The organism is Actinopolymorpha rutila, from assembly GCF_013407855.1.
GTDB classification, from domain to species: Bacteria; Actinomycetota; Actinomycetes; order Propionibacteriales; family Actinopolymorphaceae; genus Actinopolymorpha; species Actinopolymorpha rutila.
Genome location: NZ_JACBZH010000001.1, coordinates 6,348,846 through 6,363,955, shown reverse-complemented (window position 1 = coordinate 6,363,955; position 15,110 = coordinate 6,348,846). Strand labels below are relative to the sequence as shown.

At 71.5% G+C, this 15,110-nt stretch carries 15 protein-coding genes; 10 read left to right on the top strand and 5 right to left on the bottom strand.

Going from position 1 to position 15,110, the window contains the following annotated elements:
* Nucleotides 1-13: 13 nt before the first annotated feature.
* A complete protein-coding gene (lpdA, locus tag F4554_RS28570) occupies nucleotides 14-1,414 on the top strand; it encodes a dihydrolipoyl dehydrogenase (protein WP_179790687.1) in 1,401 nt (466 codons plus the stop codon).
* Between the two features lie 31 nt (nucleotides 1,415-1,445).
* Here the strand turns inward: lpdA and F4554_RS28565 are convergent, their stop codons facing one another.
* Together F4554_RS28565 and F4554_RS28560 are read right to left on the bottom strand one after the other, a co-directional pair.
* A complete protein-coding gene (locus F4554_RS28565; protein ID WP_179790685.1) occupies nucleotides 1,446-2,717 on the bottom strand; it encodes a cation:proton antiporter domain-containing protein in 1,272 nt (423 codons plus the stop codon).
* A 4-nt stretch (nucleotides 2,718-2,721) separates the two neighbouring features.
* A complete protein-coding gene (locus F4554_RS28560) occupies nucleotides 2,722-3,297 on the bottom strand; it encodes a cation:proton antiporter regulatory subunit (protein WP_337796237.1) in 576 nt (191 codons plus the stop codon).
* A gap of 81 nt (nucleotides 3,298-3,378) precedes the next feature.
* On the opposite strand from F4554_RS28560, the gene F4554_RS28555 reads away from it, so the two are divergent.
* Complete coding sequence (locus tag F4554_RS28555) at nucleotides 3,379-4,248, top strand: alpha/beta fold hydrolase (protein WP_179790683.1); 870 nt, start codon at nucleotides 3,379-3,381, stop codon at nucleotides 4,246-4,248.
* Between the two features lie 18 nt (nucleotides 4,249-4,266).
* Here the strand turns inward: F4554_RS28555 and rnhA are convergent, their stop codons facing one another.
* Nucleotides 4,267-4,731 (bottom strand): ribonuclease HI, encoded by a 465-nt coding sequence (rnhA, locus tag F4554_RS28550; protein WP_179790681.1) that lies wholly within the window; start codon nucleotides 4,729-4,731, stop codon nucleotides 4,267-4,269.
* Between the two features lie 96 nt (nucleotides 4,732-4,827).
* Here rnhA and F4554_RS28545 point away from each other — a divergent pair, with 96 nt between their 5' ends.
* The 3 genes from F4554_RS28545 (at nucleotide 4,828) to F4554_RS28535 (ending at nucleotide 6,597) form a co-directional block, all read left to right on the top strand.
* The gene (locus F4554_RS28545) at nucleotides 4,828-5,460 is read left to right on the top strand and encodes a DUF2231 domain-containing protein (protein ID WP_179790680.1); all 633 of its coding nucleotides are present in this window, start codon (nucleotides 4,828-4,830) and stop codon (nucleotides 5,458-5,460) included.
* Between the two features lie 15 nt (nucleotides 5,461-5,475).
* Complete coding sequence (locus F4554_RS28540) at nucleotides 5,476-5,949, top strand: hypothetical protein (RefSeq protein ID WP_179790678.1); 474 nt, start codon at nucleotides 5,476-5,478, stop codon at nucleotides 5,947-5,949.
* A gap of 132 nt (nucleotides 5,950-6,081) precedes the next feature.
* A complete protein-coding gene (locus F4554_RS28535; protein ID WP_179790676.1) occupies nucleotides 6,082-6,597 on the top strand; it encodes a cupredoxin domain-containing protein in 516 nt (171 codons plus the stop codon).
* A 24-nt stretch (nucleotides 6,598-6,621) separates the two neighbouring features.
* On the opposite strand, the gene F4554_RS28530 is transcribed toward F4554_RS28535, so the two are convergent.
* Nucleotides 6,622-7,899, bottom strand: a complete 1,278-nt coding sequence (locus F4554_RS28530; protein WP_179790675.1) for a phosphotransferase — start codon at nucleotides 7,897-7,899, stop codon at nucleotides 6,622-6,624.
* A gap of 44 nt (nucleotides 7,900-7,943) precedes the next feature.
* Complete coding sequence (locus F4554_RS28525; protein WP_179790673.1) at nucleotides 7,944-10,304, bottom strand: ATP-binding protein; 2,361 nt, start codon at nucleotides 10,302-10,304, stop codon at nucleotides 7,944-7,946.
* Nucleotides 10,305-10,542: 238 nt separating this feature from the next.
* Between F4554_RS28525 and F4554_RS28520 the strand changes: the two genes are divergently transcribed.
* The 5 genes from F4554_RS28520 to F4554_RS28500 all read left to right on the top strand — a co-directional run bounded on the left by F4554_RS28520 (nucleotide 10,543) and on the right by F4554_RS28500 (nucleotide 15,081).
* Complete coding sequence (locus F4554_RS28520; RefSeq protein ID WP_179790672.1) at nucleotides 10,543-10,932, top strand: group I truncated hemoglobin; 390 nt, start codon at nucleotides 10,543-10,545, stop codon at nucleotides 10,930-10,932.
* Nucleotides 10,933-10,938: 6 nt separating this feature from the next.
* Entirely contained in the window at nucleotides 10,939-12,108 is a 1,170-nt protein-coding gene (locus F4554_RS28515; RefSeq protein ID WP_179790670.1) for a globin domain-containing protein, read from the top strand.
* Nucleotides 12,105-12,878 carry a DivIVA domain-containing protein gene (locus tag F4554_RS28510; RefSeq protein WP_179790668.1) on the top strand — a complete coding sequence of 258 codons (774 nt, stop codon included), beginning with the start codon at nucleotides 12,105-12,107 and terminating at the stop codon, nucleotides 12,876-12,878. Before F4554_RS28515 ends, F4554_RS28510 begins: the two co-directional genes overlap by 4 nt.
* Nucleotides 12,879-13,043: 165 nt before the next feature.
* The gene (locus F4554_RS28505) at nucleotides 13,044-14,270 is read left to right on the top strand and encodes a DUF4185 domain-containing protein (RefSeq protein ID WP_179790666.1); all 1,227 of its coding nucleotides are present in this window, start codon (nucleotides 13,044-13,046) and stop codon (nucleotides 14,268-14,270) included.
* Between the two features lie 88 nt (nucleotides 14,271-14,358).
* On the top strand, nucleotides 14,359-15,081 hold the full coding sequence (locus F4554_RS28500; RefSeq protein WP_179790664.1) for a VanZ family protein: 723 nt from the start codon (nucleotides 14,359-14,361) through the stop codon (nucleotides 15,079-15,081).
* Nucleotides 15,082-15,110: the final 29 nt, after the last annotated feature.

Genomic DNA, 15,110 nt, shown 5'->3' with positions numbered 1-15,110 from the left:
TACCGTCTGGGGCATGTCGACACACTTTGACGTGGTGGTGCTGGGTTCGGGTCCGGGCGGCTACACGGCGGCGGTACGAGCCGCGCAACTCGGTCAGAAGGCCGCGGTCGTGGAGGAGAAGTTCTGGGGCGGCGTCTGCCTCAACATCGGCTGCATCCCGTCCAAGGCGCTGCTGCGCAACGCCGAGCTGGCCAACCTCGTCACCCGGGAGGCCAAGGCGTTCGGCATCCAGGCCGACGGCGAGGTACGGGTCGACTACGGCGCGGCGTACACCCGCAGCCGGAAGGTCGCCGACGGCCGGGTCAAGGGCGTCCACTACCTCATGAAGAAGAACGCGATCACCGAGTACGACGGCCGCGGCACCTTCACCGACCCGAACACCATCCGGGTCGACAAGACCGACGGCGGCACCGAGACGATCACGTTCGACCACTGCATCATCGCTGTCGGCGCGGAGACCCGGCTGCTTCCGGGCACCTCCCTCAGCGACCGGGTGGTGACCTACGAGGGGCAGATCCTCAGCGAGGAGCTCCCGGGCAGCATCGTCATCGCCGGCGCGGGCGCGATCGGGGTGGAGTTCGCGTACGTCCTGAACGCCTACGGCGTGAAGGTGACCATGGTGGAGTTCCTCGACCGGGTGGTGCCCACCGAGGACGCCGAGGTGTCCGCGGAGCTCAACCGCAGGTTCCGCAAGCTCGGCATCGACATCCTCACCTCGACCCGGGTGGAGTCGATCGACGAGAGCGGCGACCAGGTGGAGGTGCTGGTCACCCGCGACGGGGAGAAGCAGACCCTGAAGGCCGACAAGGTGATGCAGGCGATCGGCTTCGCGCCCCGGGTCGAGGGCTACGGCCTGGACACCACCGGGGTCGAGCTGACCGAACGCGGCGCGATCGCCGTCGACCGGCGCGGCCGCACCAGCGTCCCGCACATCTTCGCCATCGGCGACGTGACCGCCCAGCTGATGCTCGCCCACGCCGCGGAGGCGATGGGCATCGTGGCGGCGGAGACCATCGGCGACGCGGAGACGCAGGAGCTCGAGTTCGTGATGATCCCGCGGGCCACCTACTGCCAGCCGCAGATCGCGAGCTTCGGGCTGACCGAGGAGCAGGCCCGCTCGGCCGGCCACGACGTCAAGGTGGCGAAGTTCCCGTTCACCGCCAACGGCAAGGCGCACGGACTCGGCGACCCCGGCGGCTTCGTGAAGATCCTCAGCGACAACGAGTACGGCGAGCTGCTCGGCGCCCACATCATCGGCCCGGACGCCAGCGAGCTGCTGCCCGAGCTGACCCTGGCCCAGCAGTGGGACCTCACCGTCAACGAGGTCGCCCGCAACGTGCACGCCCACCCGACGCTCGGCGAGGCCGTCAAGGAGGCGATCCACGGGCTCGCGGGTCACATGATCAACATGTGACTTCGCCCGGCGGCTGTCGAGTCGCCGGCCTTCAGGCGAGACGTCGCCGGGGCGCCTCTTCCTCCGCTTCCGCCGGCCGGACGTCGGCCGGCTGATCCTCCGCCGCCGGGCCGTCGACCGGGCTGGGCGGTGGTGGGGGCGGAGGGTTCAGGACTCGCCGGAGCCGGCCGGCGACGGGTTCGACGTACCGCGCGGTGAGCGGTCCGGCGATCACCAGCAGCAGGACGTACGCCGTGGCCAGCGGGCCGAGTTCGGGCTGTACGCCGGCGGTGACCGCGATCCCGGCGATGACGATGGAGAACTCGCCCCGGGCGACGAGGGTGCCGCCGGCCCGCCAACGTCCGCGTTCGCCGATCCCGGCCCGCCGCGCCGCCCAGTAACCGGTGGCGATCTTGGTGACGATGGTGGCGGCCGCGAGCAGCAACGCGGGGAACAGGACCGGCGGGATGCTCGCCGGGTCGGTGTTCAGTCCGAAGAACACGAAGAACACCGCGGCGAACAGATCGCGCAGCGGGCTGAGCAGCGTGTGCGCTCCCTCGGCCACCTCGCCGGACAGCGCGATGCCGACCAGGAAGGCACCGACCGCCGCGGACACCTGTACCTGCTGGGCGATCCCGGCGACCAGCAGGGTCAGCCCGAACACCACCAGCAGCAGCTTCTCCGGGTCGTCACTGGAGACGAACTGCGAGATCACCCGGCCGAAGCGCAGCGCGACCACCAGCACCGCGCCGGCGGCGCCGAGCGCGATCACCAGCGTGATGCTGCCGGTGACCAGCCCGGCCCCGGCCACCAACGCGGTGAGGATCGGCAGGTAGACCGCCATCGAGAGGTCCTCGAGGACGAGCACGCTCAGGATCACCGGCGTCTCGCGGTTGCCGATCCGCCCGAGGTCGCCGAGCACCTTGGCGATGACCCCGGAGGAGGAGATCCAGGTGACGCCGGCGAGAACGACCGCCGCGACCGGCCCCCAGCCCAGCAGCAGCGCGGCGAGCGCGCCGGGGACGGCGTTCAGGGCGAAGTCGACGATGCCGGCCGGGAACTGCGTCTTGAGGTTGGTGACCAGATCGGCGGCGGTGTACTCCAGCCCCAGCATCAACAGCAGCAGGATGACGCCGATCTCGGCGCCCACGGACACGAACTCCTCGCTGGCGTCCAGCGGAAGCAGTCCGCCGTGGCCGAACGCCAGGCCGGCCAGCAGGTAGAGCGGAATCGGGGAGAAGCCGTAGCGGCCGGCGATCCGGCCGAGCAGCCCCAACCCCAGGATGACGGCACCGAGCTCGATCAGCAGGAGGGTCGAGTGCACCGAATCACTCCTGCTCGAGGATCGCCGCGGCCGCGTCCACGCCCTCCCGGGTGCCGATCACGATAAGGGTGTCACCGCCCGCCAGCCGGAAGTCCGGACGCGGGGACGGGATCGCGTCCGTACGCCGGAGCACCGCGACGATCGACGCGCCGGTCTCCGCACGCAGCCGGGTCTCGCCGAGCAGTCGGCCGTTCCACATCGAGGTGGCCGACAGCGGGATCCGGTCCGCGACCAGGCCGAGGTCGGTGTTGTGCAGCAGGCTCGGGCTCTTGTGCGTCGGCAGCAAGGCCTCGGCCAGGGTGGCCGCCTCGGGGCCGGTGAGCTGAAGGGAGAGTGCGCACGCGTCCGGGTCGTCGCCACGGTAGGCGGAAAGCGTCCGGGCGCCGTCGCGGTGTGCCACCACCGACAGGTGCCGGTCGTCGCGGGTCGTGAGGTCGTACTGCACCCCGATCCCTGGCAGTGGTGTGGAGCTCATCCGTGGGCCGGTCATCCGGATTCCCTTTCCGCGTTCGCGTTCGCGTTCCTCGGGCCTGCTCGGCCCACTCGGGTAGGAGCGGGCCGGACCGATCCTCTCACTCACCGTCTCGATCGCCCACCGTGCCGGCGACCGGTGGTGGCCGCCGGACTGTCCAGGCGTACCTACCGGCACTAGCGTCGAACGATGAGCACCGCACGCGAATCCGAGATCCGAGAGCCGCGGCCAGAACCCGGGCGAACCGGGCACATCGCCTGGACCCGCCGGGGCGACCGGACGGAGGTCCTCTTCCTGCACGGCTTCAGCGACTCCGGTGCCTGCTGGGATCCGGTGGTATCCGCCCTCGGCCCCGGTTGGGGCGTACTCGCCGCCGACGCACGCGGGCATGGTGAGTCCGGCCTGCCGGAGGAGCCCTTCGGCCACAGCGCGCACGCCCGCGACGCCGCTGCCGTACTGGACGACCAGCCCGACCTCGACACCGACGGCGTCATCGTGGTCGGGCACTCGATGGGGGCGGTGACCGCGGCCGCACTGGCCGGCCTGCGACCGGACCTGGTGCGCGCGGTGGTGCTGGAGGACCCGCCCCCGGGAGAACGCCAGAACAGGCCTGGCGCCACGCCGGCCACCCCCTCCGCGCCGCCGCGGCCGGGTCCGCCGCGGCAGATGCCGGAGTGGCTTGCGGCCGTACGCGCGCTCGACCCGGCAGCCCGGATCGCCCGCGGCCGCGCCGACAACCCGGAGTGGTCGGAGGAGGAGCTGGTCCCTTGGGCGACGTCCAAGGAGCAGTTCGACCCGCGCGTGGTCGAGCTGCCGACCGAGCCGTTCGTACCACTGCGCGACCTGCTGGCGAAGGTGACCTGCCCGGTGCTGCTGGTCCACGGCGACGTCGACCGGGGCTCGCTGCTGCCGCCCGCGATCGCGGCCGCGTGCGCGATGGCGGCCGGTGGTGACGTGGAGGTCGCCCGGATCGACGGCGCCGGTCATTCCGTACGCCGGGACCGGCCCGGCCCCTACGTCGCCGCGCTCACCGAGTTCCTCCGCCGGCACCGCGGCTAGCCCAGGGCGGGTGCCGGCTCATGGAGCGTGGGCGAGGCTCTCCCGGGCGGCGTTGGCGAGCTCGTCGCAGCGCTCGTTCTCGGGGTGACCACTGTGCCCCTTGATCCAGTGGAAGCGGACGTCGTGCGGCGCGACCAGCTCGTCCAGCCGCTGCCACAGGTCGAGGTTCTCCACCGGCTTGTTGTCGGCCTTGCGCCAGCCGCGGGCCTTCCAGCGCGGCATCCAGTCGCGCAGGCCGCGCAGGACGTACTGCGAGTCCGAGGTCAGGTCGACCGCCGACGGTCGCCGGAGCGCGGCCAGCCCCTCGATCACCGCCTGCAGCTCCATCCGCTGGTTGGTCGCCTCCGGCGCGGCGCCCGAGCGCTCCTGGGTCTTGCCACTGGCCGGATGCCGGAGCACGTACGCCCAGCCGCCGGGGCCGGGGTTCGGCCGGCAGGACCCGTCGGTGAAGAGCTCGACGTGCGAAGGTGCGGGTGCGGCCACAGCAGCGAGACTAGCTGCCGGGCGGACGGGTAAGGGAACAGGTCGACGACGCCGCGGCAGGGTCACGGGGGTGCGCGGCGGGTTTCGGGAGGGCAGATGGCGGGCGCCGGGACGAGTCGGCTGCCGGCGAAGCGTCCGGCCACGCTGGCGGCCGGACCCTACGGCCACCCGCTGCACCCGGCGCTGGTCACGGTCCCGATCGGATGCTGGGTGGCGAGCTTCGTCTTCGACGTGGTCTCGAGGTTCTCCAGCATGCCGGTGCTGTTCGCCGAGGCCTCGCACTGGCTGGTCGGGATCGGCATCGTCGGGGCCGTGGTCGCCGCGGCCGTCGGGCTGCTCGACTTCCTGATCATCCCGGGGCGGACCCGTGCCTACCGCGCGGCGGTCCTGCACATGTCGCTCAACCTCGTGGTGATCGTGCTGTACGTCGTGAACTTCTTCGTCCGGGCCAACCCGCTCGGCCCGGTGGGATGGGGACAGCTGATCCTCTCCGCGGTCGGGCTCTCCCTGCTCGGCGGCTCCGGCTACCTCGGCGGCGAACTCGCGTTCCGCTACGGCGTCCGGGTGGCGGCCGAGTCCATCCAGGCAGCCGGCTTCGAACCGGACGGTTCGGGCGGTTCGGGCGGTTCGGGCGGGGGGAGTGGTTCGGGCGGCTCGGGCGGTTCGGGTGGGGGGAGTGGTTCGGGCAAGGCGGGTGGTTCCGGTGGTGTGCCCCCGAAGCGCGACTAGGAAAGGACCGGAGCGATGGCTGTTGCCGCACTGATCACCTGGGTGATCACCGCGATCCTGGGTTTCACGATGTTGCGGAAGTGGGTGTCCGGCGGAGGACTGGCCGCGGCGCGGGCCGATGGCGCCGGTACGGCCGGGGCTGCCGGTACGGCAGGGACCGCCGCAGGTGCGGAAGAGGCGGCGGCGGGATCTGGAACGCCGCCCACGTCGTTTCCTCCGGGCGTGGTCTTCGGGCACTTCCTGGTGGTGCTGGCCGGGCTGGTGGTGTGGATCATCTACCTCGCCGCTGACAAGGACGTGTTGACATGGGTGTCGTTCGTGGCGTTGATCGTGGGAGCGGTGCTCGGCGACGTGATGTTCCTGCGGTGGCGCAAGTCCCGGTCCGGACCCGAGGCCGGGCTGCCCCGCGAGCTGGTCTACGTCCACGGCGGGTTCGCGGTCGTCACGATCGTTCTGGTCCTGCTGACCGCGCTCGGCGTGGGCAGCTGACCAGGCAGCGACCGAGCAGTTGGCCCGAACGCCATCCGCACGTCCCCACCGTGACCTAGGGTCGGACTGTTCGCGGCGGCCGGCGCCCAACGCGTTGTGTCGGACCTGGCCACTGGGTGTCGGGGGGTTCCCATGCGGGCAAGGATGCTGGTCGCCGGGTTGGTCGTCGGGTCGTGCGCACTGGCGACGGTCGCCGGCTGCGGCGGTGGAGAGCCCGCGAGTGCGCCCAAGCCGAAGGTGACGCCGGTCTCCATCGCCCCGAAGCCTCTGGCGTACGGCGCCAAGGTGAAGGTCGCCGGGATCCGCGCCAACTACCACGGCACCAAGGACGTCCGGAAGGCGCGCAGCGTCTACGTCGAGATCGAGGACTTCTACTTCTCGCCCACCATCATCCGCGGCCGCCCGCGGCAGAAGATCACCCTGCTGGTGGAGAACGAGAGCCAGACGCCGCACACGTTCACCACGTCGGACAAAACCCTGGACGTGCAACTGCAGCCGGGTTCGCTCGCCAAGCTGGCGTTCACCCTCCCGGCCCACGGCAACGTGTCGTTCTACTCGACGGGGCACCAGCAGCAGGGCATGGCCGGCGGCCTCACGGTCTCCGGGTCGTTCGCCGCGCCGGCCCCCACGCCCAGCAAGGCTCAGTAGGCCGTCAAGCCTTCCTGACGTCGGTCAGCTGATCAGCCGGCGGAGCCACGAGGTGGCGCCCCGCACCATCGCGTCGGCGCCGGGGTCGGACACGTGGTCGCGCAGGTGCAGGGAGGTCATCGTCTGGTGGAGCGCGCCGAGTTCCTCCGCCAGCGAGAACGCCCGGCGCAGACCGGCCGGTGTCGCGTACTCCTCCCACTCGGCGAGGTAGACGTCCTTCAGCCGAGGGTTCTGCGAGGTCGGTGAGCGTTGCTCGGCAAACGTCACCAGATCGAGGAACGGGTGCGAAACCGCCGCGTCGGTCCAGTCGAAGGCCAGTACGCGGCCATCGCGTACGGCGACGTTGCGCGGGTGCAGATCGCCGTGCAGCAAGGTCTCCGGTACGCCGATCGCCGCGAGCTCGGCGATCGCCTCGCGCAACTGCTCTGCCCGTCGGGGCAGCAACGCGCGCTCGGCGGGTTCGAGCCGCTCGGTCGCCGGGTTCGGACCGAGCAACCGGTCGATCTCGCCGTTCAGGACCGCGAGCCGGCGATCGACACAACCGAACGCCAGCAGTCGATCGGCCTGGCCGGCGTAGCTGCGCTGCAACCGGGCATGCCCCTTGACCGCCTCGACCCACAGCGAGAGGTCCGGCTCGTGGGCCAGGGCCGGCCCGAGGTCCGGCAGCAGCATCCAGGCCCTCTTCTCGTCGATCGCCAGCGGCGCGGGAACCGCGGCGGGCCGCTCGTCGGAGAGCTCCCGGAGTAGCAGGGGCTCGTGCGCGAACAACAACGGCAACGCATCCCGTCGCACGGGCCGGATCGTCGTGGAGTGTGCGAGCGCCTTGAAGAACACGTCCCCCTTGGCCGTCGGGCACCGCAGTACGTTCGAAAGGCCCCACGACCGCACCTGTACCGGCAGGCCGGTACGCGGCGCACCTGCCGCCTCGAGGTGCGTGTCCATCCACGGCATCGCCTCGGCATACCAGCCTGGCATCGTCCAGGCAGGAGTCACCGGAGAGTCCGGAGGCAGCGCGAGGTGTTTGCGAGCGGCGAAGACCAGCGGATCGTCGAGGTCGCTCACCCAGCGAGCCTCGTCGGGCACCGCGCCGACCACGGTCATCAGGTAGTCCGTCGCGTCCGGCTGGTCGTCGAGGCAGACAAGTACGCAGGCCTCGATCCCCAGCTGCGTCCGCAAAGCCCGCACCGGAGCTTCGACATCGAAGAACCAGGGCTTCTCGGCGACCTCCACCCGAGGAAGTCCCGAGGGCAGCACGAGTACCGCACCGTCGTCCGGACGCACCACCACCGCCGTGACTTTCACAGCACCCTCCGCCAGGCCATTCCACACCGCAGGACACGCAGACCCTAACCGTCGCCGCGACCTTCGTCGGCGCGGTCCTGCTCGGCGGTCCAGGCGGCGACCTGCGCGCGTGAGGTGAAGCCCAGCTTGACGAGGATGTTCTCCACGTGGCTCTCCGCCGTCCGCTGTGCGATCACCAGTGCGCCGGCGATCTGCTTGTTCGTACGTCCCTGTGCGATCAGGTCGGCGATCTCGCGTTCGCGCGGTGTCAACGGAGACTTGCCCGCAGGTCTGTGGACGCTGCGCCGGTCCGGCCCCTCCTGCAGGGCGGCGGCGACCGCATGGTCGTGTCCGCGCTCCGCACCTTCGGCGAAGGCACGCGCGTAGGCATCCTCGCCCAGCGTGGCCCGGAGTTCGCGGACACAGCGGTCCTGGTATCCCGACAGGTGGGTGTAGCCGGTGAGGGAGACCCCGAGTGAGCGGCTCAGCGTGTCCAGCGCACCGAACAACCCGGCCGCCCGGGCCGGCCGCCCGGCCGACGCCGCGGTGAGTGCCAGCACCTGGAGGTTCAGGGCCACGCCCACCTGATCGTCCAGGCGCTGGTTGTACCGCAGGCTTTCGCGTTCCAGGCTGGTCGCCCGGGCGACGTCGCCCTGCCGCCAGACCTCGATGCCCAGGGCGAGCAACGCGTTCGCACGGTGCCAGCTGTCCCCGGCCGCGGCGCAGACCGTCAGCGCCTCGTCGGCGAGTTCGACGGCGCGCGCGGAGTCGCCGAGCGCGGAGTGCGCCATGGACGATCGGATCAGGGTGGACGCGATCCCTTGCTGGTTCCGGTTCGCACGGTGGATCTCCAGCGCCCGGGCGTAGTGCGCGAGCCCGGCATCGGTGTCGCCGGTCGCGGTGGCGAGCATCCCGGAGAACAACTCGACGTACCCCAGCGTGCTCGGTGAGTCCACCGTCTCCAGGATCGACCGCGCCTGGGCCAACATCGTGCGCGCCGCCTCGAAGTCGGTCTGGATGACGGCCAGCCAGGCGTTCGCCCACAACGCGTCGGCCCGGGTGACGGTCGGTGCGGTGTCGGCGGCCAGCAGCCGGTCCAGCCACTCCCGGCCCTCGTTCAGGTAGCCGTTCAGCCAGTGGAAGAGCAGGTCGGTGGCCAGCCTGAGACCGGCCTGCCGCAGGTCCGACCGGGCCAGCGCGTGGTCCAGCGCCGCCCGCAGGTCGTCGTGCTCGCGGCGCAGCCGGGCGAACCACTCCACCTGCTGCGGCGCGAAGGCATGCCGCGCGGTGCGTACGCCTTCCTCCTGGAAGTAGGCGAAGTGCCGCCGGCGGGTGGCGTCCATGTCCTGGTCGGCCAGCCGGCGCAGGCCGTAGTCGCGGACGAGGGTGAGCTGCCGGTATCTCGCCCGGGCCGCCTGGTCCTCCCGGAGCAGCACGGACTTGTCGATCAGTCCGGTCACGAGGTCCATCACGTCCTCGCGGGGCAGGTCGTCGCCGGCACACACCGACTCGGCGGCGTCCAGGTCGAAACCGTTGGCGAACACCGACGACCGCGCCCACATCGCCTGTTCGCCCGCCGAGCACAGGTCGTAGCTCCAGTCCAGCATCGCCGCGAGCGTCCGGTGCCGTGGGTCGGCGGAGCACGGACCGGTGGTCAGTACGCCGTAGCGCTGGTCGAGCCGGTCGCGGATCTGGGCCGGGGTGAGGGCGCGCGCCCGGGCGGCGGCGAGCTCGATGGCCAGCGGGACACCGTCCAGCCGCCGGCAGATCGCCACCACGGCGTCCTGGTTCTCCTCGGTCAGGGTGAAGTCGTGCTGGACGGCGGCGGCCCGGTCGACGAACAACGCCACCGCCTCGAACCGCCCGGGCACCTGCCGCGCACCCGTCCCGTCGCCGTCGGCCCGGTCGTGCGCGTCAGGAAGCGGAAGCGGGGCGACCGCGAGGGTGTGCTCGGTGGCGACGCCCAGCCGTTGCCGGCTGGTGACCAGCAGGTGCAGGCCGGGTGCCGCCGCCAGCAGTCGGTCGGCCAGTGCGGCGCAGGACTCGTGAAGGTGCTCGCAGTTGTCCAGCACCACCAGCAGTTGCCGGTCACGCAGGTGGTCGGCGAGCATCCGGGTCGGGTCGCGCCGGGAGCGTTCGAGGATTCGTAGCGACTCCGCCACCGTCGGTGCGACCAGTGCGGGGTCGGTGACGTTGGCGAGGTCGACCAGCCACACACCGTCGCGGAACGAACGACGAAGGGCGTGTGCGGCGCGCAGGGCGAGCCGGGTCTTGCCGACTCCGCCGAATCCGGTGAGCGTCACCATCCGCGTGCTCGCCAGCAGGCGTTTGACCTCGGCCAGCTCCCGCCGTCTCCCGACGAAGCTGGTCGCGTCCACGGGAAGATTGCCCACCTGTGCGGCGGCGTCCGATCCGGCCCTGGTCATAGCGATGTGCGGACGGCTACTAGCGGTTGCCGCCCCACAACCGCATGGTATGCCGCCACGTCAGCCCGTGCCGAATCTCCTTGTGGGCAAGGCCGGACGTGCCCGACGATCAGCTGATTCCGGACGATCGGTGGACCGGGCTCCTGTCCGGCTGCCAACCTGAGCTTGCGCTTGAACGCGTCACGCTGGTACCAATGCCCTTGATCCATGCCCTTCAGGATGAAATGAGGCAAATCGGATGGCCGACAGCAACGGCACGGGGGCTGAGAGCGACTACGACCGGATCGGTGGCGGACCCGCGGTGCGTGCCGTGGTCGAGCGCTTCTACGAGCTGGTTCTCGCCGACGCCGACCTCGCGCCGTTCTTCGTCGGCGTGGACATGACCAGCCTCAAGCGGCACCAGGCGCTGCTCATCTCCCAGGTCCTCGGCGGTCCGGCGGAGTTCACCGGCCGGGAGCTGCGTGCCGCGCACGCGGACCTCCCGATCACCGCGGAGCACTTCGGCGCCGTGGTGGCCCACCTGGTGGCGGCGCTGACCGAGGCCGGCGTCCCGCCCGAGGTGATCGCCCGGGTCGGTGCCGCCCTCGGGGCCGCCGAGAAGGACATCGTCACCCATCCCGTGGGCTGACCAGACATGGACACAGCCGCACTCCAGAGCAGTTGGCAGATCGTCGCGAAGTCAGGCGACGACGTTCCGCTGTTCTTCTACTCCCATCTGTTCCTGTCCCACCCCGAGCTGCGGGAGCTGTTCCCCATCTCGATGGCCGCCCAGCGGGACAAGCTGGTGGGTGCCCTCGGGGCCGTCGTCAGCAGCGTCGACCGGATCGAGGAGGTCGTACCCCTCATCCAGCAGCTCGGCCGCGAGCACCGGCGGTTCTCCGTCGTCGCCGAGCACTACGGCGCGGTGGGCGCGTCGTTGCTGGCCACGCTGAAGCACTTCCTCGGGCCGGCCTGGACGCCTGAGCTCGCCGCCGACTGGTCCGCGGCGTACGGCCTGGTCGCGCGGACGATGGTGGAGGCCGCGGAGGCGGCCGCCGACACCCCGGCGTGGTGGTCGGCCGACGTGACCGCGATCGAACGCCGCACGCTGGACGTCGCGGTGCTCCGCCTCCAGCCACAGGAGCGCTACGACTACCGTCCGGGTCAGTCGTTCGCCATGGAGGTGCCGCAGCGCCCGCGGCAGTGGCGTTACTTCAGCCCGGCCAACGCCCCGCGCCGGGACGGTTCGATCGAGCTTCACGTCCAGCTCGTCGACGGCGGCCAGGTCAGCACGTCGATCGTCCGGTCCACGAAGGTCGGCGACACGGTGCGGCTCGGTGCGCCGATCGGCACCGCGCTCACGCTGCCCGACGACGTTGCCACCGACCTGCTGATGGTGGCCGGCGGAACCGGACTCGCGCCGCTGCGTGCGGTCCTCGAGCAGGTCGACCGGCGGTGGCAGGTCACCGGTGAGGTGCCTCGGGTGCATCTCTTCCACGGCGTACGCATGCCGTGGAGCCTTTACGAGCGGGAGCTTCTGTCCCAGCTGGCGCATCGGCCGTGGTTCGACTACACAGAAGTCGTGTCCGACGATTCGTCCTACCCCGGCGCGCGAGGCCCGGTCGGCACCGTCGCGGCACGCGGCGGCAGCTGGCAGGGGCGGACGGCGCTGGTCTGCGGTTCGCCGGCGATGGTCGAGCACACCGTCGCCAAGCTGGCCGAAGCCGGAATCTCCCGCACGCACATCCGCTTCGAGTCCTTCGGAGCGGCGGGGGACGTCAACCAGTCACAGCAGCAAGCCAGCAGGCAAGGTGATGGGCAGTGAGTGACTTCCCCCGTGAGCCGCGTGCGCCCAGGCGGTCGCCACAGGTGATCCGGTCCGCGACGTTCTCCCAGCGCAGGCGGGGTTTCGACGAGGACGAGGTTCGTGCCTTTCTGGGCCGGGTCGCGGGCCAGGTCGAGGCTGCCGAGGCCGAGTGCGCCGACCTGCGGGCAGATGCCGACGGGCTGCGGGCCGAGGTCGACCGGCTGCGGACCGAGCTGCGGGATCGGCAGGACGCTCCGCCGGAGATCAACGAGCGCGCGGTGGCGTTGTTCAGCCAGGCGCAGCAGGTCGCCGACCGGTTGGTCGAGGAGGCTGTGCAGCACGCCCGTGACCTGATGTCGGCGGCGCGTTCGCAGGAGCGGGAGATCATGGAGCGCGCACACGAGGCGGCGCAGGCCGCCGCGCGCGAGGCGGGTGCCCGGTCACCCGGCGGAGCGGCGGACGTTCGAGCCGGCCACGGCGGGTCCGGATACGACATCCCGGTGTCGGAGATCGAGTACGTCCGTACGTTCGCCCGGGTCGCGCAGGTGCAGTTCCGGTCGGTGCTGGAGGCGCTGGCCGAACAGGTCGACCGCCTCGGTCAGGTGCCGAACATGTCCGAGGGACGCCGGTCGCACCGGTCCGCCGACGTGTCCTGGCAGCTCGAGGGCGGCCCGGTCGACGAGGCCGGCCACGGTGAGCCGGACCGCATCGAGCACGGCCGGGACGAGCTCGACGGAGACGGGCCCCACCCGGGTGACCGACGCTGGAGCGAGCTCGGCCTGGGGTGAGACCGGACCGCGGGCGGTGAGCCCAGGGTCTGTCCTGCGGACCCCGGCCGCGTAGGACACGTGGCCGGAACCGCCCTACATCTGTCCGTCCCCGTTGACCCGCGTCCACCCGGCCGCTGAGGTGAAGGCGTCCGTTCGATCGACGTGCGAGCCTCGGGAGCCGACATGACGAACTCCGCGACGACCACAACCACGCAGCGCAGACGCAGGCCGGCCAGGCTCACGGCGCTGGCCGCGAGCGGGCTCGGCCTGCTGGTCGGCGCGGGCGCGCTGCTCGGCGCCGGCCCGCCCGCGGCGGCCGACGAGGCCGGCGCACCCGCCGCGGGTCCCGGGACGACGGCGCACTGCTCGCTGCCCGGCCGGCACTGGACCGCGCAGGCCCGGGTCGACCGCGCCCGCACCGAGCGGTTCGCGGCGTACGGCAACAGCGGCGTCGGCTGGACCGGCGGCGACAGCACCTACTCGGTGCCGCTGCCCGGGCACCGCACCGTGTGGTTGTTCTCCGACACGTTCTGGGGGCTGGTGAACGCCGACCTCAGCCGCCCCACGACCGTGCCGTTCCTCAACAACTCGTTCGTCGTCGAGCGCGGCGGGGCCCTGCGCACGGTGGCGGGCGGCACGCCGGAGGCACCCGACTCGCTGGTTCCGCCGGACGAACCGGGCACGTGGAACTGGCTGGGCGCGGGCCAGGCGACTCCCGCGTCCCTGGACGTGATGTTCCTCGAGTTCGCCCGCACCGGGCCGGGGCCGCTGGACTTCGGCTGGCGGAAGAACAAGCTCGGCCGGTTCGACCCGGACACCCTGCGGCTGCGTGACGTCGTTCCGATGCCCTCCGCGGCCGGCGTGCAGTGGGCGTCCTGGCTGCTGCGTTCGGGCGGCTTCACCTACGTGTACGGCGTGGAGGACCTCGGCCTGACGAAGTACATGCACCTCGCGCGGGTGCGCGGCACCGACCTCGCGAGCGGCAGGTGGGAGTACTGGACGGGCGGCACCTGGTCGCCCACCGAGACCGACTCGGCCCGGTTGATGCCGGGAGTCGCCAACGAGTACAGCGTCTCCCGCTGGCGCGACGGCTACCTGCTGGTCACCCAGGACACCCGCGAGTTGTTCAGCTCGCGCATCCTCGCCTACGTGGGATGCTCGCCGACCGGCCCGTTCACCGAGGCCGCGACGCTCTACACGACGCCGGAGACGGGTGCGGCCGGTTCCTACGCCGACGCCGACATCTTCACCTACAACGCGCACGAGCACCCGGACCTGCGCCGCGGCGACCGCCTGCTGGTGACGTACAACGTCAACAGTCTCGACCCGAACGCCGATCTGTACGACGACGTGACGATCTACCGGCCGCGGTTCGTCGAGGTGACGCTTGTGCCCGACCGCCGGGGCTGATCGGCGTCGCCTCGGGGGTGACGGTGTATCGCGGACGTATCGAAAATCGCATACGCCACGGCAACGGCCGCCCGTCTGCAATGGGAGCGTGAACCTCGACCCAGCCCCACCGGCACCGGCCGGCCGTACGCGAAGGACCGTGCTCGTCAGCCTGGCGATCCTCGGCCTGGCGTGCGTGGCGTGCGTGGCGTGCGTGGCGTTCGCCGTGCGGCGCCCGCTCCTGATGTCCGCTCCGACGTGCCTGGCCGGGCAGTGGCACGGCTGCCTCGACACCGAGAACGGCGTCCTGTTCATGATGCTGGCCGCGCTGCCGTTGCCCGCGCTGGTCGCGTGGGCGCTGGCGTGCCGGCGGCGTGCCGCCGGCAGCACTTCGGCGTGGCGGACGTCGCTGGCCGAGGTGGGCATGGTCTACGGGACGGTGCCGATGGTGTGGCTGACCCTGATGCCGGGGCCGGGCGCCGGCATCGTCCCCGGCCGGCTGAGTCTGATCCCGCTGCGGGACCTGCCCACGATGGGGCCGATCGGGATCGGCGGCAATTTGCTGATCTTCGCCGCACTGGGGTTCTTCGCCCCGATGCGGTTCGCGGCCCTGGCGTCCGTGCCGCGGATCCTGGCGCTCGGGGCAGGCTGCTCGGCCCTGGTCGAGATCGCACAGTACGTCTTCTGGCTGGACCGGGTGTCGTCGGTGGACGACGTACTGGTCAACGCGGCCGGCGCCGCGCTGGCCGGGCTGGCGTCACGCCACTGGTGGCGCACCGCGGCGGAAGTGCGACCGGACCAGCCTCGCCCCGCGCCGACATCGGTCCGGTAGGAGAGACCTGAACGAAACAAGGGGTTCCC